Consider the following 22,427-nt stretch of genomic DNA (forward strand, 5'->3'; position numbering starts at 1 on the left):
TACTGGTTCTTACTTGGGAGACCATCATGGCCATGTCACACGAAAGCTATTCCAGGCAGCAAGGCCTGCGCAATACCTACGACATTGAATACAGCAGCCTGCGCTACCGGATTTCGCTGTCTGGCAAGGTGCTGAAAGAAATCGAGTTGCCGTTGGACTCGCTCGCCGCACTGGGCGACGAGGCGAGCTGGAAATGCGCAGTGGCCGATATCGAGCATCTGCGCGGCATGCCGGAACAGTAGGATCAGGCCCGGGCGGGCAGTTTCCAGTCCGGGCGGATGAAGTGGCAGGTGTAGCCGTGCGGCAGGCGCTCCAGGTAGTCCTGGTGCTCCGGCTCGGCTTCCCAGAACGGGCCGGCCGGCGCCAGCTCGGTCACCACCTTGCCCGGCCACAGGCCAGAGGCGTTCACGTCGGCGATGGTGTCTTCGGCCACGCGCTGCTGTTCGGCGCTGGTGTAGAAGATGGCCGAGCGGTAGCTGGTGCCCAGGTCGTTGCCCTGGCGGTTGCGCGTGGTCGGATCGTGGATCTGGAAGAAAAATTCCAGGATCTTGCGGTAGCTGATCACGGCCGGATCGAACACGATTTCAATCGCCTCGGCATGCGTGCCGTGGTTGCGGTAGGTGGCGTTCGGCACGTCGCCGCCCGAATAGCCGACGCGCGTTTTCAGCACGCCCGGATAGCGGCGCAGCAAATCCTGCATGCCCCAGAAGCAGCCGCCTGCCAGCAGCGCGGTTTCAGTAGTAGTGCTCATGCCAGTTCCTTTGCAGTGTTTAGGCTGCATAAGTATAGCCACAATGCAAAAAAACAACCCGGCGCGAGGCCGGGTTGCGGGAACAGCCAGGGAACTGCCGACGAACTTAGTTGCGGATCGTCATGCCGATCATGATGCGGCGGCCGGCGTAAGCGTAGTCCAGCAGGTTAGGCGTACCATCCGCGAACGGCGAGTATGGACCTTGGCTGTTGGAGGTGGTCGCTTTGCCCAGGTTGCGGCCTTCGGCGAAGATCTCGATGCCGTTGGCGAAACGGTAAGCCATGCGGGCATCGACGAAGCGGGTGGCGTCCTTGAAGTTAGGCGAACCTGGGTTATACGGGGTGACCGTGATGCGGGTCACGCCAGGCGAGCTTGGGTAGTTGTTCACAGTGTTGGCGTTGCAGGCGGCGATGCAGGTGAACTGCTGCGCCACGAACTGCAGTGCCACGCGGGCCGAGAAACCGCCATCGTCATACCACAGAGCAGCGTTGTACGAATACTTCGACTCGCGTGCCGGCGGCAGCGGGGTGCCGGTGATCAGGTCCACAACGTTGACGGCCGAAACAGCCGAGCGCAGCTTGGTGTAGTTCGCATCAAAACCGGTGTACTTCAGGATCGACGGCAGGAAGGTGAACGCGGTCTTGCTCTGGAACTCGATGCCCTTGCGGGTGGTCGCCGCACCGTTGTCGTAGGTGCGGTAGTTGAAGTCCAGGTCACCCAGCGACTTGCCGGTGACCGGATCGACCAGCTCGGTGCCCGAGAACAGTTTTACGTCGCTGCGGCTCTGCACTTCATTCGGTCCGATAATGCCCTTCTGGTGGAAGTAGGACACGTTGAACGTGGTGTCGCGGTTAGGGTACCACTCGAGCGAGAAGTTCTGGTTCCAGTTGGTCTGCGGACGCAGGGCCGGGTTGCCCATGGTGCCGGTGCAGGTCTGGTCCAGTTCGGTACCGGTCAGGGTGTCGATCTTGCGCTCGTCGTAGGTGCAGGTGCCGGATGGCAGCAAGCTCGTCACCGGTGGCCGCGCGACGGTCTTGGCGCGGTTGTAACGCAGCACCACTTGGTCTGGTATCGCCCACAGCGCCAGGTTAAGCGATGGCATGTAGTCGGTGGTGCTGGCGTTGAGCGTGGTAGGAACGATCAGCGTGTTGGTGATGGTGCCGCCGTCTGCGTTCGGGTTCGAAGGATTGTACGACGGAGATTTCTGAATGGTCTGGAAGCCCAGGATGCCAGTGCCGGAAACCTTGGTGTTAACTATGCGGTAGCCGAAGTTGCCTTCCAGTTCCAAGTTGAATGGCAGCGCCTTGGTGGTGCCTGGCAGGTGATCGATGGTGAAATCGGTCATCAGGTAGCCGGAACGTACTTTTTCGTCGAACTTGTTGGACGGTTTCTTGTAGACCTTGCCGTCGCTGGCCAGGCACTCTTTCACGCAGTCGTAGTTGACGTTTGGTATGCCGGTCAGGGCGAATACCTTCTCCACGTCGATCTGTGTCCAGCCATTCAGCAGATTTTCCGGACGGTCCTTGGCACCATTGAAGAAGGTGGTGGTTGGCTTGGTCATGGACTGGGTCAGGATGTCCAGGAACTGTTTTTGCGTCACGACGAGCTGGCCTGAGCTGGTGTTGCTCGGATTGAGGGCGGGGTTGTAGCCGTACTTGCATGCCGCGCCGCCTGCGCCCAGCGAACCGGCGGTGTTTTCGCAACCGACAAAGGTGGAGCGGACGATAGTCTGCGGCATGTAGACGCCAGGAATGTAGCCAGGCGTGCCGAAGGTGCCCACTGCCGCTTTGACTACATAGTCGCCGTTCGGCGCCCAGCTTTCGCCGAAGGTGTTGCGCAGGTTGATACCGGTCTTGATGCGTGACAGGAAAGGCACCTGGTCGTTCAGCGCGTAGGTCAGATCCACCTTGGCCGTGCGTTCGCCGCCTTCGTTCAGGCGCGGCGTGAACTGCAGCGACGGCGCCTGGGTCAGCAGTGGTTGCTGGTTGATGGTGTAGGCAGGGATGGCCACTGGCACGGTTGCCGAGGCGGGTACCGCCGCCAGCGCCGCAACCGCAGGCCGCGCCACGGCGAAGTTGGCCGGATTCGACGAATCGAAAGTGCTGCCTTGCGGGAAGGTGTGGGTCCACAGGCCGTTCGGCAGCACTTGCAGCGTGGCTGGGCCGTAGTTGTAGCTCCACGACGTGCGCTTGTCGCCACGCGAAAAGTCGGACTTGGCGCTACCGACGAAGAATTCCGCAAGCAGGGGGCCGTTGCGGTAGGTACCGCCGGTTTGCAGATAGGTGCTGCTGGTTTCGATGGTGTTGTGAATCTGGTCCACGCCGACGTTGCCGTCGCTGATGGTGAACTTGGTCACGTGGTGGTTGGCGTCCACCGTCACCGAGCGCGGGTCCACGTTGGCCACGGTGCCGGCGATAGGGAACGCGTTGGTGCGGAAGCTAGGCGTGTCGTAGGTATAGTAACCGGAACCGGGGATGGCAACGCGCGAGCCGGTGGCGTCGCTAAACGTGGCGCCGCTATACGTCGGCGTGGAGGTCGAGGCCGCGTTGGTGGTCAGGCCCCCCAGACTGTAGGTCAGGAAGTTGTCGTCCACTTTGCGGCGCTGAATGCTGCCCTTGGCGTACACGGTCAGCTCATTGTTGACCTTGAAGTCCAGGCGCAGGTCGGCGGAGCGGCGTTTGTCGACCTGGGATTTCTCCAGGTAACGCACCAGGGATGGCGTGTAGTCATTCCACTGGTTCAAGCAGGTCAGCAGTTCATTGCCGCGCTGGTTGATGGCGGCATTGCGTGGAGCGCCGGCAGTGATTGCGTTCTGCTGCGCGGTGGTCAGGTTCGGGAAGGCGGCGTAGCAGTCCGCTTTCGAGTTGGCGGCGGCCGAGCGCGTCACCAGGTCCAGCGGCGTGGCAGCGTTGAAGAAGCCGCCTGCGATCAGCGGGCTGGCCAGCAGGGTAGTAGTGGCCAGCGGGTCCGAGGTGGATACGGTGCTCGGATTGAACTTGAAGGTCTTTTCCGGCGAGTTGTCGAAATCAACTGCGCGCGCATAGCCCTGGTTGGCGCTGGTGGCGACCTGGGCCGAATGGCCTTCGTTGCGCGCCTGCGATGTGGTCACGTTCAGGATGACGCCCAGGCGGTCATCGAAGAATTTGTTGGCCAGGATCAGGTTGGTGTCCGGCGTCCATTTCTCGTTCAGCGAGTTCTGCGCTGCGGCGACGCGCAGCGAATAAAATGGTTTCTTGAAGTCCAGGCCGGTGCGGGTCTTGATGATGATGCCGCCGCCCAGCGAGCCTTCGGTCATGTCGGCGGTGGAGCCTTTGACCACGTCCACGCTCTTGATCAGGTCGGACGACATTTCGCGGAATTCCACGCCGCGGCCGCTGCCGCCGCCGTTCAGGTCAGTACCGCCGCCCGCTTGCACGCCCTGGCCGTCGATCTCGACGCGGGTCAGGTCGGCGGAGTTGCCGCGGACGGCCACGCTCACGCCTTCGCCGAAGTCGCCGCGGTCCAGTGCAATACCGGCGATACGGGAAATGGCTTCACCGATGTTACGGTCGGGCAGGGCGCCGACGTCTTCGGCGACGATGGAATCCTGTGCGGTGGCCGCGTTCTTCTTGCGGTCAATGCTGCTTTGCTGCGAAGCGCGGGTGCTGCTGACCACGACTTTCTGGACCACTGCGTCTTTGGCCGGCGCGTCGGCCGCTTTCGGTGCTTCCTGTGCGATGGCCATGTTGCTGGCAAGTGCCAGGGCAATGGCGTAGCTCAAACGTTTTGGCCGAAGCTGGCCGTTTGCGATGATGTGCATTCTCTCCGTCTCCCTTTGAGGAATTATTAATTGCGAACTGAGTTTATTGTTGGAGTTTGAATGTGTGTTTGTCGCTCAGGAAATAATCACCCTATTGATTAAGATTGTTGTTTTTGAAGGATTTAGCTATATCGAATCGGGCAGTTGCTATATCGGAAGGGCATAGCGGGAAGCAAACAATCAGTGGATTGATTGTTTGATCGACAAGCTGCTTAGCGCGGTGCGGCCAGTACCTGAGTCCAGTACATAAGCCGCCGCGCTGTATTGAGGGAGTAAGCCGCACCCATTTCGGTAAAGGCCGGGTTCATGATATTGGCGCAATGGCCCGGGCTTTCCAGCCACCCGGCCACTGCTTCCTCGGGAGTGTTGATGCCGGAAGCGATGTTTTCGCCGACGATGCGCCAGGCGTAGCCAGCGTTTTGCGCACGGTCTGCCGCATAGCTGCCGTCGCGGGCCTGGTGGCTGAAGTAATGCTTGGACGCCATGTCGCTACTGTGCGCCAGTGCCGCCTCGGCCAGTGCCGCGTTGAGCGATAGTGGCGGAGCCGCCGCGAACATGCGGTCGCCGCACAGCCGGGGCGCGGCGCGCGCGGCGTTGCTGGCCGCGAGCGCGGCTTGGCCAGCCAGATCCGGGTCGGGGAGGGGAATTGGGCGCTGCGGCTCGGCCAGCACGACCTGCCAGGTGTCGCCGTCGCGGGCGGCGCCCACGGCGGAAAATTGCGTGTTGAGCAACTGGTGGCAGTATTTTTCCCGCAGCACAGTCATGGCGGCGGGCGCATCCGGAGCGCCGGCGACGTAAATGACCGCAGCGTGCTCGACCGGGTAGCTGGCCCGTTCCAGTGCCAGTTCGATAAAGGCGCCGGTGCCCAGGCGCACGCGGGACAGTGCCGGGGCCGAGGCCAGCGGTGCCATCGGGGAGGCGGGTAGATCGCCGCAGCGTTGCGGCAGGGCGCGGAAGCCGTTAATCAGGCCAAGCAGCGCCGGCTGCGGTACGCCCGGCGCCGCTGCCGCCGCGAATGGCGGCGCGGACAAGGCGGCAAGCAGGACGCTTGCATGCAAGGCCAGCGTTAGCCTGGATCGGTTTTCTGGTGCGTGGGCGAGAACCATATTGGGCCGGGGTGAGTGAGGCTGGCGTTGTCTGGATCAGCTTTCTAGTGGATAATTGACGCCCATGAACGATACCACCACCCCACCACCACTGCCGGACCGCCTGTCGGTTGATCCGAAAAGCCCACACCACCACCTGCCAGTGCTGCAGCACGACATCGGCATCAAGTTCAACGACAAAGAACGTCTGGACGTCGAAGAGTACTGCATCAGCGAAGGCTGGATCAAAGTTGCCGCTGGCAAGTCGCTGGACCGCAAGGGCCGCCCCATGCTGATCAAACTGACCGGCAAGGTCGAAGCGTTTTACAAGTAATGTCTCACCGAGCCACGTGCGCAGCCAGCGCGTGGCGTTCTTCCTCGAACCACACTGGCGTACCCAGCAGCTGGTCGTAGTCCCAATATTCCCACTGATTGCCGCCCAGCTCGCGCGCGCCGGCGGGATGGCGCACGGCCCAGCCTTCGGGCGCGGCATAGCGTACCCGGCAAGGCCCGTCGTGCGGCGCCACACGCAGGTAATTCCCTCCCAGCACAATCGAATTAGACTCCAGCCGCAGCGCGGCCATGCGGTAGGACAAGCCCAGCGAATTTGAGCGCTGCTGCGCCGTGTAGCACGACCAGCCGTGGCGGTGGATTTCGATGGCCGTACCGCTGGCCGGATCGAAGGCGCGTACCTCGCGCACGGCGCGGCTGAAACGCTCAAAATCGTAGTCGCCCGGCGCCAGGCCCGGGGCCAGCAGCGTGGTCTCGCGCGGCGTGAGCCCGGCAATGTGCAGCTGCACGCGCAGTTCCAGAAGCCCTGGGTCCAGTTCAACCTGATAGGCCGGTTGCATGCGCATCCTAGTAGCCCAGGTGGTAGGCCGGGTCCAGCCATTGCGGGCGGCGCAGGCCGAAATGCTCCTCCAGCATGCGCTCGGCCGTGCAGAACGCGCCTTCCACCCAGCCCTGCTGGTCCGAATAGGCCTCGCCCACGATGTGGATCGCCTCGGCGCGGTCGGGCTTGCGCATGAAGGGCATCACGCGGTCCACTGCGTAGCCCGGCTGCCAGGCGTGGTAGCCGCCGCCGTAAGGATCGGCCGACCAGTCCTTGAACCAGGTGACGTAGGGCTGCGGAATGCTCACGCCGCTGCCGTGCAGCTCGCGCAACTCCTTCATCACCTCGTTCACCATGCGCTGCGGCGCCTGCACCTCCTGCAGGCCTTGCAGCTGGGCCGGCGACACCAGCGCCGTGGCGCGCGGCTGGAAGCGCTCGGGATGGCGCGCCAGCACCTGCCAGAACGGCGTGGCGCGCATGTCGTTGTAGCTGCCCAGCAGCAGCGAGTGGCTGTTGGACGGGTCGGTGCCGAAGTAGTAGCACTGGCGCAGGGGCAGGTCGGTGATGGAATGGCCGGCCTGCGCGCCAAAGCTTTGCTGCCACCAGGGCTGCTCGAAGCCCATCAGTATCTTGTAGGACGGCTCGGGGATGACGGCGGCCAGATTGCGCTGCAACTCGTCGTTGCGGAAGAAGAAGCTGTCCTGCGCCAGCAGTTCCAGCGCGCGGCGCGGCAGGGCCAGCACCACGCTGTTGGCGTGCACCGCCCACGGCGCGCGGCCTGGGCGGTTCAGGAAGTGCAGGGTGTAGCGGTAGCCCGGCTTGCTGGAGCGGGTGAAGCCCAGCAGCTGGTTTTCGCGCCAGATGCAGGCGCCCGGCTCGGCCAGATAGGCGTCCGCCAGCGCGTAGGCGATGCCGTCGTAGCCGCCGGCGATGGTCTTGTAGGCCGTGCCGGCGTTGGAAAAGTCGCCCACCATATAGGGCAGCGCTTCGGCTGCGTTCCAGTTGATGGTGTTGGAGTAGTAGCCGCCGGCGTCGGCCAGGAAGTTGTAGCCCTCCTGGCCCACGCGGTCCTTCAGCATGTTCCAGAAGCCCAGCTCGCTCACCAGCGCATCCTGGTAGGGGCCGGCGAAGCAGTAGCGCAGCTGAGGCTTGATGCGGCTCCAGTCCTCCGCGCTCAGCAGGAAGGTGTAGTCGTAGGCGCCGAAGTGCTTCACTTTGTCCGCGTAGCGCGCGTTGAACCACGGGTCTGCGGTCAGCACCTCGTACACCACCTTGTTGAACAGCTGGTCCGCGCTGTAGCCGATGTCGCCTTCGGTCAGCATGTAGCGGGTGAGCTGGCGGTCGCCACGCGCCTGGGCGCGCTGCCAGGCGTCCGCGCGCAGGTACTGCTTGCGCAGGAAGGCGAACAGGTGCGCGTTGTCGCCCATGGGGAAGGGCACGCTTTGCAGCGTGTGGCTGAACACCTGCTCGACCAGCGTGGCGATGATGCTTTGCGACGCCATATAGCGCATGCCGCCCAGCTCGCCCACCACGTCCATGCCCGGCAGGGTGACGGATTCCAGGCGGCCGCCGATGCGGTCGTCCATTTCAAACAGCTGCACCTGGGAGCCGGGCAAGGCGCCATCGGCCACCATGCGCCACGCACTGTACAATCCGGCAGCGCCGGCGCCGATGATGGCAAGCTCGGTACACAGGCCGTCCTGATAGGTGCTGTTCAGTGGGAGATCGGTCAGTTCGGTGCGTGTTTTCATGTTGCTGCTCCTGCAATTCATCATTACTGGATGTCAATAGCAAACCCCATGCCTGCACGCAATATGGACAAACTGACCTGATTTTCATATTGCAACCCTTTCATTCCGTTAATTGACATGTCAACCGGCGGGCTTTACATTGTCATTTACACTAGGAGAAGACTTTGGTTGCAGGCTTGAACGATTCCGATTACACGCTGACCTCCCCGCTGCGCGACGCAGAAGTGACGGGCGGGCCGGTGCTGGCGCTGACGGTGCTGTGGCATCCCGACCCGGCGCGGATCGGCGAGCAGTACCTGGACGGCAGCGGCGACGGCGTGATCGAGCTGGGCCGTTTCATGCCCATGTTCAGCCGTCCCGGCAAGGACAGGCTGCCGCTGGGCTACGGCGGCATTTCGCGTCAGCCGCTGCGCATTGCGCGCACGCCGGACGGCGGCGTGGCCATTACCCCGCCGGACAGCCGCATGATCGTTGAGCTGGACGGCGAGGAAGTCGGCGGCGCGCAGCAGCTGGGCGCCGAGCGCGTGGCCGAGGGCGCCGTGCTGGGCCTGGGCCGCGCCGTGCTGCTGTGCCTGCACTGGGCCACCTCGCTGCCGCGCAACAATCCCGTGAAGGGCCTGCTGGGCGTGGGCAGCGCCGCCATCATGATGCGCGAGCAGGTGCGCGCGGCGGCGCAGACCAATATGCCGGTGCTGCTGCTGGGCGAAACCGGCAGCGGCAAGGAAGTGGCGGCGCGCGCCATCCACGCCATGGGGCCGCGCGCGGCCGCGCCGCTGGTGGCGGTGAACATGGCGACCTTGAACGAATCGCTGGCGGCGGTGGAGCTGTTCGGCGCCGCCAAGGGCGCATACACCGGCGCCCAGACCGTGCGCGTGGGCCTGTTCGGCGAGGCCGACGGCGCCACCCTGTTCCTGGACGAAATCGGCAACACCCCGGCCGTGGTGCAGCCCATGCTGCTGCGCGTGCTGGAAAGCGGCGACTACCGCCCGGTGGGCGCGGCGGGCGACCGCCACAGCAGCGCGCGCCTGATCGCCGCCACCGACCAGGATTTGTACGGCGGCGCCTTCAATCACGCGCTGCTGCGGCGCCTGGAAAGCTATGTCATCCCCATGACTCCGCTGCGCGAGCGGCGCGAGGACATCGGCGTGCTGATCCTGCATTTCCTGGCCGAAGGCGGCGCGGCGGCTGAGGAATTCCCGTTTGCGCTGGTGAGCGATTGCGCCTGCTACGACTGGCCGGGCAATGTGCGCCAGCTGGCCCAGGTGGTGCGGCGCGCGTTGCTGTCGGTGCGCATGGGCGAGGTGCCCTTACTGACGGCGCTGACGCGCAGCGTGGCAGCGCCACAGGGCAGTGCGGCCCGGCTGGCGGCCTCAGCGGCCGCGCAGGGGGATGACTTTGCTGCGGAGGCAGGAGCGTATCGCGGCGGGCAAGGGCGTGCGGGGCAGGGCGTGGCGAGCAACGGCGGCGTTAGTCCGGCCGGGAATGGCGCAGCGGCGCCGGCGGAAGCCAGGCGCGGACGGCGTGCGATGCCGGATCACGAGGAAGTGTTGGCCGCAATGGACGGCAACGGCTGGCGCATCCTGAGCGCCGCGCAATCGCTGGGAATTTCCCGTCCGACCATGTACAAGCTGCTGGATGAACATCCTCAGATCCGGCGACCCGAGCGGATCGCCGAAGAAGAGCTGCGCAGCGCGCTGGCCGCCTGCGACGGCGCCGTCGACCGCTGCGCTGCGCAGCTCAGAACGCCTGCCGAGGCGCTAAGGCGCTACCTTGGCGCGTTAGGCCTCAACTGAGGGCTTAAACGCCGTTGCCTACTTCCAGTTCAGGGCCGCCAGCTACTGCGCGCAGTTCATCCTCGGTCAGAGTACGCATTTCAGGCGCAGTATTCTTTGCTGGCGCCTCGCCTGCGAGCATTTTGCGGACGGTGGAGAAAATCGATTCGTGTTGTACATGTTGCATATTGAGGTCCTTAGAATTGTTAGGTAGGAACACATCATCATATAGCGTTTTGCGTTAAGGAAATACACACATTGTCACCGTTATTGGCGACTCCGCTATCGCATTCTGAGCGCTATATGGCTGCTGGGGATTTTTCGTCCGGCCGCGTACGCGGTGCTGGATGAACATCTGCAGATCCGGCGATCCGAGCGGATCGCCAGTGAGAACTGCGCCGCACACCGCTTGCGATGGCTCTGTCGCCCCTACGCCACACAACTTAAAGCGTCTGCCGAGGCTAAGGCGTTCTTGGGGCGCCAGATCACGTCCTATAGTCTCGAGCTTGCCGAAGCAATCTTGGGCAAGCTCGGTGCAGTGGGTCCGGATCGATGGCCTATCTGTGGTAAGGTAATTAAGTACCCATGCCCACTTCGCACTCCGGATCGAAAGCGAAGACGCGCTGTTCCCGGTGAGTCAAGCCACCTTGGTTGCGCGTGATGGTCGTAGTCAATACCATAGACAACTCCCAGCGACCAAGATTGTCGCACTGCATTGGCAGGTCCGGTTGCCATAGCTTGACTGTGGTTGGGGGATGGCCAACGCAATCACCGCTGCCCAAGCTAATTACTGCGCCATAATCATTAAATGGGGACGCTTCAGGAAATTCGCCTGCGCGCTCGGGATTTTCACGTTTGGTGAACGCACGTGGAATAGTAATGAAATGGCAGCCGTCGATGTGAACATCGGCCGTATATTCGGAGCTTTTGCATTCTGCAATAACGTTAACGCTGAGCTTGTCCGCCAATTGAAAAGCCAGTAATCCCGTTTCCACGCCTTGCCCGGCGATGGGCTTACCATCGGCCTCAAAGTTCCAGCGCAGCAGTTGCGTATCTTGGTCAATGTCAAATGTTACGTTGAGGATTACATCTCTCATTGCTTAACTCCATTCGTTGAAGGGGACTGATAACGGGGATCTCTGCGCAGTTCGACAAAATCCGGTTCGGATTCAATTGCGCTGCTAGGATAGCCATTCTTTTTTGCTTTGGCCAATGTGCCAAGCGCAAGCTCTCTATCTCCAAGCAATTCATATGCCAGGGCAGCACGGAATTGGACATCAGGACTGCTCGGTGCAATTGCCGTAGCTTTTTGCAGTAGTTCAACGCTACGCACCCGATCGCCGGCTCGTGCCGAATACAGCCCCATGCGTGAGAGCAAGGTTGCATCTTCGGGAGTACGAAGTAAACGAGGTTCTAATAGCGCGAGTGCTTTCATGTAGGCATCGCGTGCTTCCGATTTGCGACCGGGAATCCACAAGAGCGTATCTGCTAGATTGGCCCAGCGTAGATAACTCTTCGGATCGCCAGAAGGCGGAGCAACCGCGTGCTGAAAAGCCTCCGCAGCACCTACATAGTCTCCCCGTGCGAACAACGCATTGCCCAAGCTTGTGTAAAGCGTGCCGTTAGGTCGTACCTGTAACCCTTGCTGCAATACGCGCAACGCTTCTTCGCTGCGGTTTAAGCGAAGTAACGCGGCATTCAGATTGGCGTAGGCATAGGCTGAGTCAGGCTGAAGCTCAATACTGCGACGAAAGGCTTTTTCGGCCGCAACATAATTACCTTGCTCAAAAAGAACTGTACCTAAGCCGTCCGCAAAACTTCGCTCACCCGGGTTGTGGTCGATGGCTTGCTGTAGCCAAGGCAGTGCATCATCGAAGCGACGGAGCTTGATTAATATTGTTGCCTTGGCAACCGTTCCGAAAAAGTGACCCGGTTCTAATGCCAGCGCTCGCTCGCTTTCGGCTAATGCATCGTCTTGCTTGCCCTGTTTGAGTAGGACCCATGCTTGAGCTGCATGGCTGAGAGCCAGTTGACTGTCTAACTTGAGTGCCTGCTGGGCGCTTGCTGCGGCACGCTGTAGCCATGTTTCATCTTGCTGGTTGTTGGCGTACCGGAAGCTATAAACAAGCGACATGCCTGCTACGGCTGCTGCATTATCTGGATCCACATCTAAGATGGCGCTGAAATCGCGTGCAGCATCTTCTAATCGTTCAGGCCGTTCAAATTGCTGCAGAGCACTCAGCGCTCGGGAGATTGCATGCGCTTTAGAGAAGGCGGGGGCGTTGGAAGTTATCCATGGCGCACGAGTCGTCAATTGCCAAGCTCCTAATCCCAGCGCCACGAGGATAATCGAAGCTAATGCGGTACTGCGTGGTTGCTTGAGTATCCGGTTGACCCATAGCTTGGTCGACTGGATATGAGCTGCCGCCGCTTTTGACGTATCTCCGGTTAATCCGGCAAAGCAGGTCTCTATCTGCAGCGCCGTCAATTTCATCGTCGCCAGCCTCTGGTCTAGACGGCGGGCTGTCATGGCGCGGATCAGCTGGACTATTTCTTCCGGCAGCGTATCCGGGAACGTCCAGTCGTTGGAAGTCGACTGCATCTGCGCCGCAGCCAGGGCCAGGCCGCTCATGTTGCCGAAAGGGCGGGCGCCGGTGGCCAGTTCGAACAGGATCACGCCCATGGCGTAGATGTCGGACTGGCGGCCCGGAGCGGCGCCCAGCAGCACTTCGGGCGCCATGTAGGCGATGGTGCCTTGCTGCTCCAGCTGCATCACCGAGGTGGTGGCTTGCGCGTCGTCGTGGAAGGCCAGGCCGAGGTCGAGGATGCGGACTTTGCCGGCCGGGTCCAGCATCAGGTTGGACGGCTTCAGGTCGCCGTGGATCAGGCCGGACTCGTGCGCCGCTTCCATGGCCACGGCCAGCTGGCCCATCCAGCCCAGCACGGTGGGCAGGTCGAGCGGATGCTCCTTGTCCTGCGCCAGCTGGCGCCAGGTCTGGCCGGCGATCAGCTCCATGACGATGGCCCAGCCTTCGTCGTCCTGTTCAATCGAGTAGATCTGTGCGAAGGCCGGGTGGTGCAGCGACGCGGTCATGCGCGCTTCCTTGACCAGGCTGGCCGGGTCGCGCAGCGGGTCGAGGGCGCGGTGGCGCTTGATGGCCACCTTGCGGCGCAGCCGGCTGTCCCAGCCTTCGTACACCTCGCCGTGGCCGCCCGCGCCCAGGCGGGCCAGAATTTGATAGTGCTGGAACTGGGGGACGTCTGGCGGCGGGCTGGTGACTTCGGCGGCTTGGTTTTCCATATCTTTCCGGGGACGGCACGGCGCTTGCGTTGCCGAACCGCCTTTCAATAGCAGATATGGTGAGTCTCGCATAGCGGACGCCCATCCGCCAGTGAAATATTGTGCTTAGGGAATGATTTCGGGGCCGAATGTCAATTTTCATGTAAAAAACCGCCTTGCGGCGGTTGATTTACACGTCAGTATTGACAGTCTTGCGCCGCACGGCAATGGCAACGGCGATGCTCAGCGCACCCAGCAGCCAGGATGGGCGGTCGTTCTTCTCGGCGCGGGTGGCTGCTGCGTGAGCAACAGGCGCCAGGGCCAGGATAGATGCGGCCACCAGAGCGGTGGTGACGGTTTTGCGGACGATTTCAGTGTTCATTTCCCACCTCGGTTACTTACAAAGGCAACAGCGCCGAGAGGGGTAATGCAGGATGCGTGCCAGCAAGATCAACACTTCATTACTGAATAGACTTGAAATGGCTGGGGCCGCCTAAATATGGGGGGTAGATTAACCCACAAGAAAGTAGTCACCATGTCCGATCTGCTCGAAGTCCTGAAATGGCGTTACGCCACCAAGAAAATGGAACCAACCAAGGCGGTTCCGCAAGAAAAAGTTGATCGCATCCTGGAAGCGGTGCGCCTGACGGCCAGCTCCAGCGGCTTGCAGCCGTATGAAGTGTTTGTCGTTACCAATCCCGAACTGCGCGAGCAGATCAAGCCGCACGCGTGGAACCAGGGCCAGGTCACCGACTGCTCGCACCTGCTGGTGTTTGCCGCGTGGGACAACTACACGGCTGATCGCATCAACCAGATGTTCGACCTGGTGAACGAAGAGCGCGGTATCAAGAACGAAGGCTGGGAAGCGTACCGCCAGCAGCTGCTCAACACCTACCCGCAGCGCGACGCCGAGACCAACTACGCGCACGCCGCGCGCCAGGCCTATATCGGCGTGGGCACGGCGCTGATCGCCGCCGCACAGGAGCAGGTGGATTCGGTGCCGATGGAAGGTTTTGATCCGGCCAAGGTGGACGAGATCCTCAAGCTGCGCGAACGCGGCCTGCGCTCGGTGGTGATGCTGCCGCTGGGCTACCGCGCCGGTGACGGCGACTGGCTGGTCAACCTGAAAAAGGTCCGCCGCCCGCGCGAGCAGTTCATCACCGAACTGAAGTAAGCACCCAAGCCCGGGGTCAGATACCGTCTTGAATAGCAAGTCCTTTTGAAAGGTAATTGGGATCGAAGGGCTTGCCTGTACGAATGACGCCGAAGATGAGATGCACCAGTTTGTGCATCACGGCACCGATCACGGCCTTTTTCGCCATGCCGTTGGCCGCCAGGCGTAGGGCAAACTGATGTAGCAGTGGGTTGTGGCGACTGGCTACCATGCCGGGCATGTACAGCGCTGCCCGCATCGAGGTGCTGCCACTTCGGCTCATGATGGTGCGTCCCTTAACCGAGGTGCCTGAACTGCGCTGACGGGGCGTCACGCCGAGAAATGCGGCCAGTGCCTTCGCGCTGCCAAAGCGCCGGATGTCGCCCAGCTGTCCCAAGATCCGAGCGGCGGTAGTATTGCCTATGCCTGGAATACTGGTGATGAGCTCGGCATCGCGCTTGAGGCCGGGGTGGCGGTCGATATGGTCGTCAACATCGTCTTCAAGCTGCTTGATCTCTCCGTCAAGCCAAGCAAGGAGCGAGCGTGCATGCTCGGCTACCTCGGTCATGCCGCTTGCCTCATAGCTTTCTAGCCGGTTGCGCTCCTGCTGGCGCATGTCCTTCAAGGCGAGTATGCGCTGCGACCATGCACGCAACTGGCGCTGTTCTAACGGCGGTGGCGCCCATGCTGCCGGTACCATCGCCGCGCAGTAACGCGCGATCAACGCCGCGTCAGCCTTATCGGTTTTGTTGCGTAGATTTTCACTCTGACTAAAACCTTTGATGCAGCTTGGATTGACCACGCTTACGGCAAGCCCCGCATCATGAAGTGCGGTTGCGACCGCCTCGTAATAGACACCAGTCGCCTCCATGCACACCTGCAAAGCGTCCCTTGGCACCTTGCTTTTATCCAGCCACTCCAGCAGCGACTGATGGCCTGCTGGAGAGTTGTCCACTACTTTGGCTTTCATCTTGCCGTTCACCAGCAGGGCCACATCGAGCTTTTTCTTGCTGACATCAATCCCCACGACCACTTTTGAGCTATCCATTTTCGACCTTCCTCGTATGCGGGCTTACGCTCAGCGCGATGGCCCAAGATACCGTTCGGACTTATAAAATGAAACAGACAGGGGGACCAATCTGACCCGCGGGATTAATGGCCCAAGTTCTGGTCGGTCTCACCCTGTCTGGCCGCTGCCACCTCCAGATTATCCGATGGCGATACGGTATGCTCAATATACGAGTTCTGACATCACGCCATTTGGCGCGATGGCAAAACTGACCCCAATTATCGCCGCTTTCCTTTATTGCAGGCTGGTGCGCGGACCGGTGAAATATACGGAGATGATTTTGAAGCGTGACTGTATCTCGTCGTCAACTTTGACTTCTTCGTTGAAGTAGCGAGCATAGTCGTCGAAGTACCAGAGAAGCTGCGACACCCCTTCCTCTTGTTTGCAGGCGAACGTCGTCACATTGCCACTCAGCGATGCATGGATCGTTGTTGCTGCAGCCCTGCTGATTGGCGCGCAGTCAAGCGTAACGGCGCTTTTCCCCGTGCCGTTTTCCAGTACAAATTTTGCCCCGGGCTCAAACAGCTGCCCACTGACCAGCCGAACCTGCTCGGGCGCGACGTTCACTGCGCCATTCCGGTAGGAGAAGCGGCTGTTCCAGTATAGTACCCCCGTCGCCCCGAATACGTCGATACTGCTCTCGGTCAGTGCTGTTTTGGTTTCCGAAGCCGGAACATGGTGGAGCATATAGTCCAGTCCCAGCGGCAAAGGCGAGAAGCGGACTTCCGACCGCGAGCCTTCGGAATCCGGAGCGAGAGACTCAACGGTGAAGCCACTGATTTCATGTTTGACCCGCGGGCGTTGCGCCGCCAGTTTTGCTGCCGAGTCAAAGCCTGCCGTATTATTTTCCACTATCGAAACGGCATCAGCATGTGCAATCGATTGATATGAAGTCGCCTTGGGCGTGGCGGCCTGCTTCTGCATGGTGCCTGCTGCCGGTGCCTGAATTTGAATTGGCGCAGTGCATGCGGTGAGTGAAGCCGCAAACAAGGCCAGTGCATAATTTTTCATTGTTCCGTGTTCGTTGCATCAGGGGCGGGGCTGGGGCAGGGCGGGGGGGGCGATGATGGTGTCGTTGAGCCGCAGGAATTTGAAGCCGGCGAGCTTTTGGCCGTTTTTGCCTTCGGCGGCGTTGCGCGCTTCGCGTTCGGCCGTGCGGGCGAGGAATTGGTCGAAGCTTTCTTCGCGCACTTTGGGCTCGGCGGAGTTGAGGAACATGCGCTTGCCGTCCGCCGCCGTGACCACCAGCCCGACGTGCGAGGCCCAGTAGCCGCCGTCGCGCGTGGAGATGATGTTGACGAAGTCGCCGTCACGCAGCTTGCCCAATACTTCGGCCACGCGTTCCTTGGGGATGTAGTATTCGGTGCTGTCCTGCACCGGCATGCTGACCTCGGTGTTGTGGCGCGTTTTCAGGAAGCGCTGGCGGTCTACGTGCAGCGGGTACGAGGCCACGAAGTCCCCCGCCAGTTCGCGCGTGGCGTCCGTCAGCAGCCAGCCGTTGTTGATGTTCCAGTCCTGCTCGGTGTAGTGGTTGCGCGTGGCTACGCCGACCACACCGTCCTTGTAGCGGATACGCTGCAGCATCCAGAAGAATTCTTTCCAGTTGCGCGAGAGCGCCATGGCGTAGGTGTGCTCGGCGAACACCACGCAGTCGCTTTGCGTCAGGCTGAACATGGGCAGCGTGTCGTGCAGCTCGTAGGGGTATTCGCCCAGCAGGTTGAGCATGTAGGGCTGGCCGATGTTGCGGCGGCCGATGGCGGCGATGCGCTTGCGCAGGTCGGGCTCAGTCTGCTGCATCTGGGCGATGTAGCCGTCCGCTTCCTGCGGAGTCATCTGGTAGAGCTGCTTGGGCTGCGGCGCGGTGGCAACCGGCGGAGTGGGCACGCTGGCGCAGCCTGCGAGCATGGCGGCGAGGACGAACGGGATTATCTTGATCATGTTTGGCTTATTCCACAGATGGTATCGAGCTTGGCCAGGGCGGCGGCCAGTATGGCGTGGTGGCCGCCGCCCCACGGATGCGGGCCGGCTTTGCGCTCGCGCCAGTCGAATGACTTGGGTTGGAAGGCGAGCACGTAGCCAATTTCGTTTTTCGGCCCTTGTACCGCGACGGCAAAGGGGTTGTCTTTGTTGAATTCGGCGTGCGTCATGGGAAAGCCGATAACGATGCCGGTGCGTTCATTGAATGCGCGCGGAGAGGAGACCAGCATGGGGTGCATGCCGGGCATTTCTTTGCCTGCGTGGGGGCTGTGCTGTATGTAGATGATGTCGGCGCGGTCCGGGCACCAGTTCAGCGCTGCGCCTGCCGCCATTAAAGTACCTCTTTGCCGACAGGGGTGAAGGCCATTGCTTCGCCGGCGTGCCGCTCGGGGTCGAAGGCGGCAAGCATGGCGTCGAGCGCGGGCGTGGCTTCTATCTTTTCGACGAGGATGCGTCCTTCCTCGGCCGTGATGCGGACCCGCGTGCCTTCCGAAACACCTGCGGCTTTGGCGACCGCCTTGCTGATCCTTACCGCCAGGCCATTGCCCCATTGGTTGACCGAGGCGTCCACTGCAAATGTACCCACGATGCGCTCCCCCTTTGCTATCGGCCCAGTGTATCGGCGCGCTGCGGGGGTGTCAACGCGGTAGATACGAAAAAGGCCCCCGAAGGGGCCTGGGTGCTGCTTGCGGCGGGGGCGCTTGGGCTGCTCTGGCGGGTTACGGCTTTGCCTAACCCGCCCTACAGGGACGCTTGACCATCGTAGATACTGTTATGCCGGTCAAGCGTTTTGAAGCTCCTGATTGAATGGTTTGCCAGATTTTAAGACGCCGAAAGCAACGTGGACGAGCTTGCGCATCATGGCGCCGATCACCAGCTTGGCCGGCTTGCCTGCTGCTTGTAGGCGGGTGCGGAACTGGCGCCCCCAGTCGGTGCGGTACAGCGCCACCATAGCCGGCATGTACAGATTTTTGCGCAGATGCGCGTGGCCGATCTTGGACATCCGGGGCCGCTGCTTCACGCTTGATCCGGACTCATGTTGGCGCGGATCGAGGCCTGCAAAGGCGGCAGCCTGCCGACCGTTGTCGAAGCGCCCGGCATGCATGCCATAGGCCAGCAGTAACGCAATGGTATTGTCCCCGACACCGGGAATGGTATCGAGTAAGTCGCGTCTGCCGCGCATGTCGGGATCGTCGTTGATGTGATCACGTACGCGCTTGCGCAGCTGTTTAATCTGCTCGCCGAGCCAGGCAATATGCTGTTCGATATCGGCCCGGACCGATTCGCGCGCCACGTCCAGGCGGTTCGTTTCCTGCGTCTGCATGGCCAGCAGCGCATCCAGGCGCAGCACCATCGCTTTCAATTCCTGTTCGCTCAGCGGCGGCGGCTGCCATGCTTCCGGACCATGCTTGGCGCAGAACTCGGCAATGACCTTGGCGTCGACCTGGTCGGTCTTGGTGCGCACCAGCTGCGCCTGGGAAAACGCCTTGATCTGGGCCGGATTGACGACACTGACGCGGTAGCCCCGACGGGCAAAGAACTCCGCGATCGCCTCCCAATAGACGCCAGTGGCCTCCATGCAGATATGGGGCAACCCGTCCGTATGACTCTGCAGCCACGCTTCCAGTTTGGCAAAGCCAGCCTGGGTGTTTTCTACAACTTTCGCACGGTGTTTGCCCGTTTCCAGGCGCAGTGCGCAATCGACCTTCAATTTGGCGACATCTATACCAAGACACAACATTACTCTTCTCCTGATCAACCTTGCAAATGCGGGCTCACGGCACGCCGGGCCAAAGATACTGTTCGATCTTTAATGGAATAAGAGCAACTGCTGCGAAATCTACATCACGGTCTTGGCGACCAAGGGCGGGTACGGCATCCAGTTGCTCTGCCCCGACGTTCCGTTTTCGGGGCAGATGGAATAATACAAGGGCGGGTTAGCGGGCTTTGCCCGCGTAACCCGCCGCACACGGACCTTAGAACTTGTAGCGCAGGCCGGCCAGGAACTCGCGGCCGGTGACGTTGTTGACCACCACGCTGTTGCGGGCGCGGCTGACGAACTGGTCGTTCGGCTCGTTGGTCAGGTTCACGCCTTCGAGCGTCAGGTCCAGCTTGTCGTTGACCTTGTACGAGAACGAGATGTCGACGTTGGTGGACTTGTTCTTGCCTTCCACGTCGTTGTTGTTCTGGCCCGGTACGCGGGTGACGAAGGAGGCGCGCTGCGAGGCCGACAGGCGGGCGCTGAACTTGCCGTCGTCGTAGTACAGCGTGGTGTTCCACGAGCGCGGCGACAGGTTCAGCAGGTCGTCGGTGATGGTGGTGTTGCTCGTCGGCGAGACCAGGTACTCGATCTTGGACTTGACGAAGGTGTAGTTCATCAAGGTGCCGAAGTTGCGGCCCCAGCCCGGCAGGAAGGTGAACGGCTGCTGGAAGTTCAGCTCGAAGCCTTTCAGCTTGCCGCCGTCGGTGTTGACCGGGGCGGTGACCTGGAAGATTTCCTCGCCGTTGAAGTTGGCCGGCAGCAGCGACATCGGCAGGCCGGTGTCCTTGAAGGCGACGTTGGTGCGCAGGCTCTGGATGTAGGTGCCGATGTTCTTCTGGAACAGGCCCAGGCCGATGAAGGCGTTCTTGCCGTGGTACCACTCGAAGCTGGTGTCGAAGGTCTTGGCGCGGAACGGTTTCAGCAGCGGGTTGCCGGAGGTGATGGTCAGCGTGCCGGTGGTGGCCACGGTGCCGCCCGGCGACAGGTTGCCCAGCTGCGGACGGGTCATCACCTTGGCCGCGGCCAGGCGCACGATGAAGTCCTTGGTCAGGTTGGCGGCCACGTTGAACGATGGCAGCACGTCGGAGTAGTCGTTGCCGACCGTGACTTCGGAGCCGCCGCCGGCCGACTGGTAGCCGGTGGCGCTCATGGCAGTGCGCACGTAGCGGGCGCCGAAGTTGCCGCGCAGCGGGATGCCGCCCAGCTCTTCGGTGAACTCGCCCATCAGGTAGATGCCCTTGTCTTCTTCGGTGACGGAGCGGTTGTTGCCGCGCGCGTTGCCGTTGGTGATGGAGGACAGCGTGAAGTCGCCGGGGCCGCCGGCCGGGCCGCTCTTGATGCAGTTGCAGTAGATGTCGTAGGCCTTGGCGATGGCGTTCAGGTCAGGGATCACCCACGAGGTCGGCGTGCCGGCCGGCAGGCTCTGGCCACGGCCGAAGCCGCTGATGGTGGTCATCAGGCTGGCCATGCTGGTGCCCACGGCCGGCGCGAAGATGGTGTCGCCCTGGTTGACGCGGCGGAACTCGTAGGAGTCGAAGGTGTATTTCTTGTAGTTGGCGCCGGTCTTGAAGCTCAGGCGGTCTGGGAAGGCTTCCCACACCAGGTCGACCTGGCCCACGTCGTTGGTGTTGGTGGCGCCTTGCGGACGGATGCGGATTTCGCTGGTGGTGGTGTTGGTCACCGACGCAGGCTGGGTGCCGCTGGTGACCACCGGCACGCCGACGATGCCCATTGCCGCGCCCGGATTGGCCGGGTCGAACGGGTAGGTGATGGACGGCATGCGGTCGTTCTGGCGGAAGTCGATGGTATAGCCATTGACGTTCAGCGCGTCCAGCGTGGTGGTGGTCTGCACCGGGTTGCGGAACTTGGACTTGGCGCTGCCGACCTTGGCCAGCAGGCGCAGCGAGTCGCCGATGTCCTGTTCCAGCGTCAGCGTGGGCTGGGTGAAGGTGGTCGACAGTTCGTCGTAGCGCGATTCGGCGCGGATGTCGACGCCGTTGAATTTACCGTACAGCAGCGAGCCGTTGGGCGCGAACTGGGCTTCGACCACGCTGGTTTGCGGCTTGCCGCCCTGGGTGGCGGTGCGGCTGAAGGAGATCGCTTCCAGGAAGTCCTCTTGGCGCGTGGCGTCCAGCTTGGAGTACAGCATGTCGAAGGTCAGCAGGGAGCCGCGCGCCGGACGCCATTGGAAGGAGCCGGTCAGGCCCAGGCGGTCCTGGTCGTGCGTCAGGCGGCCGTAGCGCGGCAGGCGCGGCACGAAGTTCTCGGCCTTGCTCGCTTCGTTGTAGGCGGCGGTGGCGGCGGCCGAGGCCGGCAGGCGCGGCACGCCTTGCGCGGCCGGGCCGCAGGTGGTGGCGGTCGACGTGGCCGGGTTGGCCGGGGTCACGCCGATGGGGGCGCACCAGCCGCCGGACGAGGGGCCGTTATCCCAGCGCACGGTGGAGAAGCCTTCTTCCAGCACCTGGCGCTTGGAGTAGGCGCCGGACACCAGGAAGCCCAGCGTGCGGTCGGCATTGGTGTTGGAGATCAGGAAGCCCACGCGCGGGTCGGTCTTGCGCGACAAGTCGTTGTACTTGCCCTTGGCCATGACGGTGGCGTTGAAGCCTTTCAGGTCGAAGGGGCGGGTGGTCTGCAGGTCCACCGTGGCGCCCAGCGAGCCTTCGTCCACGTCGGCCGAGGAGCTCTTGCGCACCGTCAGGGAGTTGAACAGTTCGGACGGGAACACGTTGAAGTCGAAGCCGCGCGAGCGGTTGGCGCCGCCGGAGCTGTCGGTGCCGCCGGTGGTGGCCAGACCCTCGATGCCGTTGATGCGCACGCGGGTGAAGTCCTGGCCCAGGCCGCGCACGGTGATGCTGCGGCCTTCGCCGGCGTCGCGGTCGATCACCACGCCGGGCACGCGCTGCAGCGACTCGGCCAGGTTGGTGTCGGGGAACTTGCCCATGTCTTCGGCCTTGATGACGTCGACAATGCCGTTGTCTTCACGCTTCTTGTTGAGCGCGCTTTCCAGCGCGGCGCGCATGCCGGTCACCACCACGGTGGTGGGTTCCTGCGCTGCGGGCGGCGTGCTTTGCGCGTAGGCCGGGGCATAGGCGGCGCCGATGGCCAGGGCCATCGCCGTGATCGAGGTGGAGCCGGCCAGGCGCACGTTGAAGCGTGCCGGGCGGCGGGTTGGTTGTTCGCTGTTGTCCATACTGTC

At 62.1% G+C, this 22,427-nt stretch carries 20 protein-coding genes; 4 read left to right on the top strand and 16 right to left on the bottom strand.

Going from position 1 to position 22,427, the window contains the following annotated elements; translation table 11 throughout:
• The first annotated feature begins 26 nt into the window (after window positions 1–26).
• On the top strand, window positions 27–242 hold the full coding sequence (locus KT882_RS13325; RefSeq protein WP_161075411.1) for a hypothetical protein: 216 nt from the start codon (window positions 27–29) through the stop codon (window positions 240–242).
• Window positions 243–244: 2 nt separating this feature from the next.
• On the opposite strand, the gene msrA is transcribed toward KT882_RS13325, so the two are convergent.
• The 3 genes from msrA to KT882_RS13340 form a co-directional block, all read right to left on the bottom strand.
• Window positions 245–751, bottom strand: a complete 507-nt coding sequence (gene msrA / locus KT882_RS13330; RefSeq protein ID WP_161075410.1) for a peptide-methionine (S)-S-oxide reductase MsrA — start codon at window positions 749–751, stop codon at window positions 245–247.
• A 106-nt stretch (window positions 752–857) separates the two neighbouring features.
• The gene (locus KT882_RS13335; RefSeq protein WP_228896141.1) at window positions 858–4,550 is read right to left on the bottom strand and encodes a TonB-dependent receptor; all 3,693 of its coding nucleotides are present in this window, start codon (window positions 4,548–4,550) and stop codon (window positions 858–860) included.
• A gap of 212 nt (window positions 4,551–4,762) precedes the next feature.
• Window positions 4,763–5,608 (bottom strand): CAP domain-containing protein, encoded by an 846-nt coding sequence (locus tag KT882_RS13340; protein ID WP_228896143.1) that lies wholly within the window; start codon window positions 5,606–5,608, stop codon window positions 4,763–4,765.
• Window positions 5,609–5,720: 112 nt separating this feature from the next.
• Here KT882_RS13340 and KT882_RS13345 point away from each other — a divergent pair, with 112 nt between their 5' ends.
• Window positions 5,721–5,969 (top strand): DUF3297 family protein, encoded by a 249-nt coding sequence (locus KT882_RS13345; protein ID WP_161075407.1) that lies wholly within the window; start codon window positions 5,721–5,723, stop codon window positions 5,967–5,969.
• Between the two features lie 4 nt (window positions 5,970–5,973).
• On the opposite strand, the gene KT882_RS13350 is transcribed toward KT882_RS13345, so the two are convergent.
• Both KT882_RS13350 and KT882_RS13355 read right to left on the bottom strand, forming a co-directional pair.
• Window positions 5,974–6,486 (bottom strand): M61 family metallopeptidase, encoded by a 513-nt coding sequence (locus KT882_RS13350; RefSeq protein ID WP_161075406.1) that lies wholly within the window; start codon window positions 6,484–6,486, stop codon window positions 5,974–5,976.
• A gap of 7 nt (window positions 6,487–6,493) precedes the next feature.
• Window positions 6,494–8,218: a flavin monoamine oxidase family protein gene (locus tag KT882_RS13355; protein ID WP_228896144.1), complete on the bottom strand. Its 1,725-nt coding sequence runs from the start codon at window positions 8,216–8,218 to the stop codon at window positions 6,494–6,496.
• 176 nt (window positions 8,219–8,394) lie between these two features.
• Here KT882_RS13355 and KT882_RS13360 point away from each other — a divergent pair, with 176 nt between their 5' ends.
• Entirely contained in the window at window positions 8,395–10,011 is a 1,617-nt protein-coding gene (locus KT882_RS13360) for a sigma-54-dependent transcriptional regulator (protein WP_228896145.1), read from the top strand.
• A 4-nt stretch (window positions 10,012–10,015) separates the two neighbouring features.
• On the opposite strand, the gene KT882_RS13365 is transcribed toward KT882_RS13360, so the two are convergent.
• The 4 genes from KT882_RS13365 to KT882_RS13380 all read right to left on the bottom strand — a co-directional run bounded on the left by KT882_RS13365 (window position 10,016) and on the right by KT882_RS13380 (window position 13,652).
• Complete coding sequence (locus tag KT882_RS13365; RefSeq protein ID WP_228896147.1) at window positions 10,016–10,177, bottom strand: hypothetical protein; 162 nt, start codon at window positions 10,175–10,177, stop codon at window positions 10,016–10,018.
• A 388-nt stretch (window positions 10,178–10,565) separates the two neighbouring features.
• On the bottom strand, window positions 10,566–11,087 hold the full coding sequence (locus tag KT882_RS13370; RefSeq protein ID WP_228896149.1) for a hypothetical protein: 522 nt from the start codon (window positions 11,085–11,087) through the stop codon (window positions 10,566–10,568).
• Window positions 11,084–13,291 carry a protein kinase domain-containing protein gene (locus tag KT882_RS13375; protein WP_228896151.1) on the bottom strand — a complete coding sequence of 736 codons (2,208 nt, stop codon included), beginning with the start codon at window positions 13,289–13,291 and terminating at the stop codon, window positions 11,084–11,086. Before KT882_RS13375 ends, KT882_RS13370 begins: the two co-directional genes overlap by 4 nt.
• 169 nt (window positions 13,292–13,460) lie before the next feature.
• Window positions 13,461–13,652, bottom strand: a complete 192-nt coding sequence (locus tag KT882_RS13380) for a hypothetical protein (RefSeq protein WP_161075400.1) — start codon at window positions 13,650–13,652, stop codon at window positions 13,461–13,463.
• Between the two features lie 153 nt (window positions 13,653–13,805).
• Here KT882_RS13380 and KT882_RS13385 point away from each other — a divergent pair, with 153 nt between their 5' ends.
• On the top strand, window positions 13,806–14,444 hold the full coding sequence (locus KT882_RS13385) for an NAD(P)H-dependent oxidoreductase (RefSeq protein WP_228896154.1): 639 nt from the start codon (window positions 13,806–13,808) through the stop codon (window positions 14,442–14,444).
• Window positions 14,445–14,460: 16 nt separating this feature from the next.
• On the opposite strand, the gene KT882_RS13390 is transcribed toward KT882_RS13385, so the two are convergent.
• From KT882_RS13390 to KT882_RS13420, 7 genes are all read right to left on the bottom strand, one after another.
• Window positions 14,461–15,471 (bottom strand): IS110 family RNA-guided transposase, encoded by a 1,011-nt coding sequence (locus KT882_RS13390; RefSeq protein WP_228896156.1) that lies wholly within the window; start codon window positions 15,469–15,471, stop codon window positions 14,461–14,463.
• A gap of 255 nt (window positions 15,472–15,726) precedes the next feature.
• A complete protein-coding gene (locus KT882_RS13395) occupies window positions 15,727–16,503 on the bottom strand; it encodes a hypothetical protein (RefSeq protein ID WP_228896158.1) in 777 nt (258 codons plus the stop codon).
• 18 nt (window positions 16,504–16,521) lie between these two features.
• The gene (locus KT882_RS13400; protein ID WP_228896160.1) at window positions 16,522–17,430 is read right to left on the bottom strand and encodes an N-acetylmuramoyl-L-alanine amidase-like domain-containing protein; all 909 of its coding nucleotides are present in this window, start codon (window positions 17,428–17,430) and stop codon (window positions 16,522–16,524) included.
• Window positions 17,427–17,801, bottom strand: coding sequence for a type II toxin-antitoxin system PemK/MazF family toxin (locus tag KT882_RS13405; RefSeq protein WP_228896162.1), 375 nt, complete (start codon window positions 17,799–17,801; stop codon window positions 17,427–17,429). The genes KT882_RS13400 and KT882_RS13405 overlap by 4 nt, the downstream gene beginning before the upstream one ends.
• The gene (locus KT882_RS13410) at window positions 17,801–18,055 is read right to left on the bottom strand and encodes an AbrB/MazE/SpoVT family DNA-binding domain-containing protein (protein WP_228896164.1); all 255 of its coding nucleotides are present in this window, start codon (window positions 18,053–18,055) and stop codon (window positions 17,801–17,803) included. Before KT882_RS13410 ends, KT882_RS13405 begins: the two co-directional genes overlap by 1 nt.
• A gap of 195 nt (window positions 18,056–18,250) precedes the next feature.
• A complete protein-coding gene (locus tag KT882_RS13415; protein ID WP_228892791.1) occupies window positions 18,251–19,210 on the bottom strand; it encodes an IS110 family RNA-guided transposase in 960 nt (319 codons plus the stop codon).
• 235 nt (window positions 19,211–19,445) lie between these two features.
• Window positions 19,446–22,421 carry a TonB-dependent receptor gene (locus tag KT882_RS13420; protein WP_228896166.1) on the bottom strand — a complete coding sequence of 992 codons (2,976 nt, stop codon included), beginning with the start codon at window positions 22,419–22,421 and terminating at the stop codon, window positions 19,446–19,448.
• Window positions 22,422–22,427 lie beyond the last annotated feature (6 nt).

Origin of the sequence: Pseudoduganella aquatica, assembly GCF_020865585.1 — a bacterium.
Lineage (GTDB): Bacteria > Pseudomonadota > Gammaproteobacteria > Burkholderiales > Burkholderiaceae_D > Rugamonas > Rugamonas aquatica_A.

Excerpts from the sequence above, each read along its gene's own strand:
- KT882_RS13325 (WP_161075411.1), top strand. The coding sequence starts at position 27 with ATGGCCATGTCACACGAAAGCTATTCCAGGCAGCAAGGCCTGCGCAAT.
- msrA (WP_161075410.1), bottom strand. The coding sequence starts at position 751 with ATGAGCACTACTACTGAAACCGCGCTGCTGGCAGGCGGCTGCTTCTGG.
- KT882_RS13335 (WP_228896141.1), bottom strand. The coding sequence starts at position 4,550 with ATGCACATCATCGCAAACGGCCAGCTTCGGCCAAAACGTTTGAGCTAC.
- KT882_RS13345 (WP_161075407.1), top strand. The coding sequence starts at position 5,721 with ATGAACGATACCACCACCCCACCACCACTGCCGGACCGCCTGTCGGTT.
- KT882_RS13350 (WP_161075406.1), bottom strand. The coding sequence starts at position 6,486 with ATGCAACCGGCCTATCAGGTTGAACTGGACCCAGGGCTTCTGGAACTG.
- KT882_RS13355 (WP_228896144.1), bottom strand. The coding sequence starts at position 8,218 with ATGAAAACACGCACCGAACTGACCGATCTCCCACTGAACAGCACCTAT.
- KT882_RS13365 (WP_228896147.1), bottom strand. The coding sequence starts at position 10,177 with ATGCAACATGTACAACACGAATCGATTTTCTCCACCGTCCGCAAAATG.
- KT882_RS13370 (WP_228896149.1), bottom strand. The coding sequence starts at position 11,087 with ATGAGAGATGTAATCCTCAACGTAACATTTGACATTGACCAAGATACG.
- KT882_RS13375 (WP_228896151.1), bottom strand. The coding sequence starts at position 13,291 with ATGGAAAACCAAGCCGCCGAAGTCACCAGCCCGCCGCCAGACGTCCCC.
- KT882_RS13380 (WP_161075400.1), bottom strand. The coding sequence starts at position 13,652 with ATGAACACTGAAATCGTCCGCAAAACCGTCACCACCGCTCTGGTGGCC.
- KT882_RS13385 (WP_228896154.1), top strand. The coding sequence starts at position 13,806 with ATGTCCGATCTGCTCGAAGTCCTGAAATGGCGTTACGCCACCAAGAAA.
- KT882_RS13390 (WP_228896156.1), bottom strand. The coding sequence starts at position 15,471 with ATGGATAGCTCAAAAGTGGTCGTGGGGATTGATGTCAGCAAGAAAAAG.
- KT882_RS13395 (WP_228896158.1), bottom strand. The coding sequence starts at position 16,503 with ATGAAAAATTATGCACTGGCCTTGTTTGCGGCTTCACTCACCGCATGC.
- KT882_RS13400 (WP_228896160.1), bottom strand. The coding sequence starts at position 17,430 with ATGATCAAGATAATCCCGTTCGTCCTCGCCGCCATGCTCGCAGGCTGC.
- KT882_RS13405 (WP_228896162.1), bottom strand. The coding sequence starts at position 17,801 with ATGGCGGCAGGCGCAGCGCTGAACTGGTGCCCGGACCGCGCCGACATC.
- KT882_RS13415 (WP_228892791.1), bottom strand. The coding sequence starts at position 19,210 with ATGTTGTGTCTTGGTATAGATGTCGCCAAATTGAAGGTCGATTGCGCA.
- KT882_RS13420 (WP_228896166.1), bottom strand. The coding sequence starts at position 22,421 with ATGGACAACAGCGAACAACCAACCCGCCGCCCGGCACGCTTCAACGTG.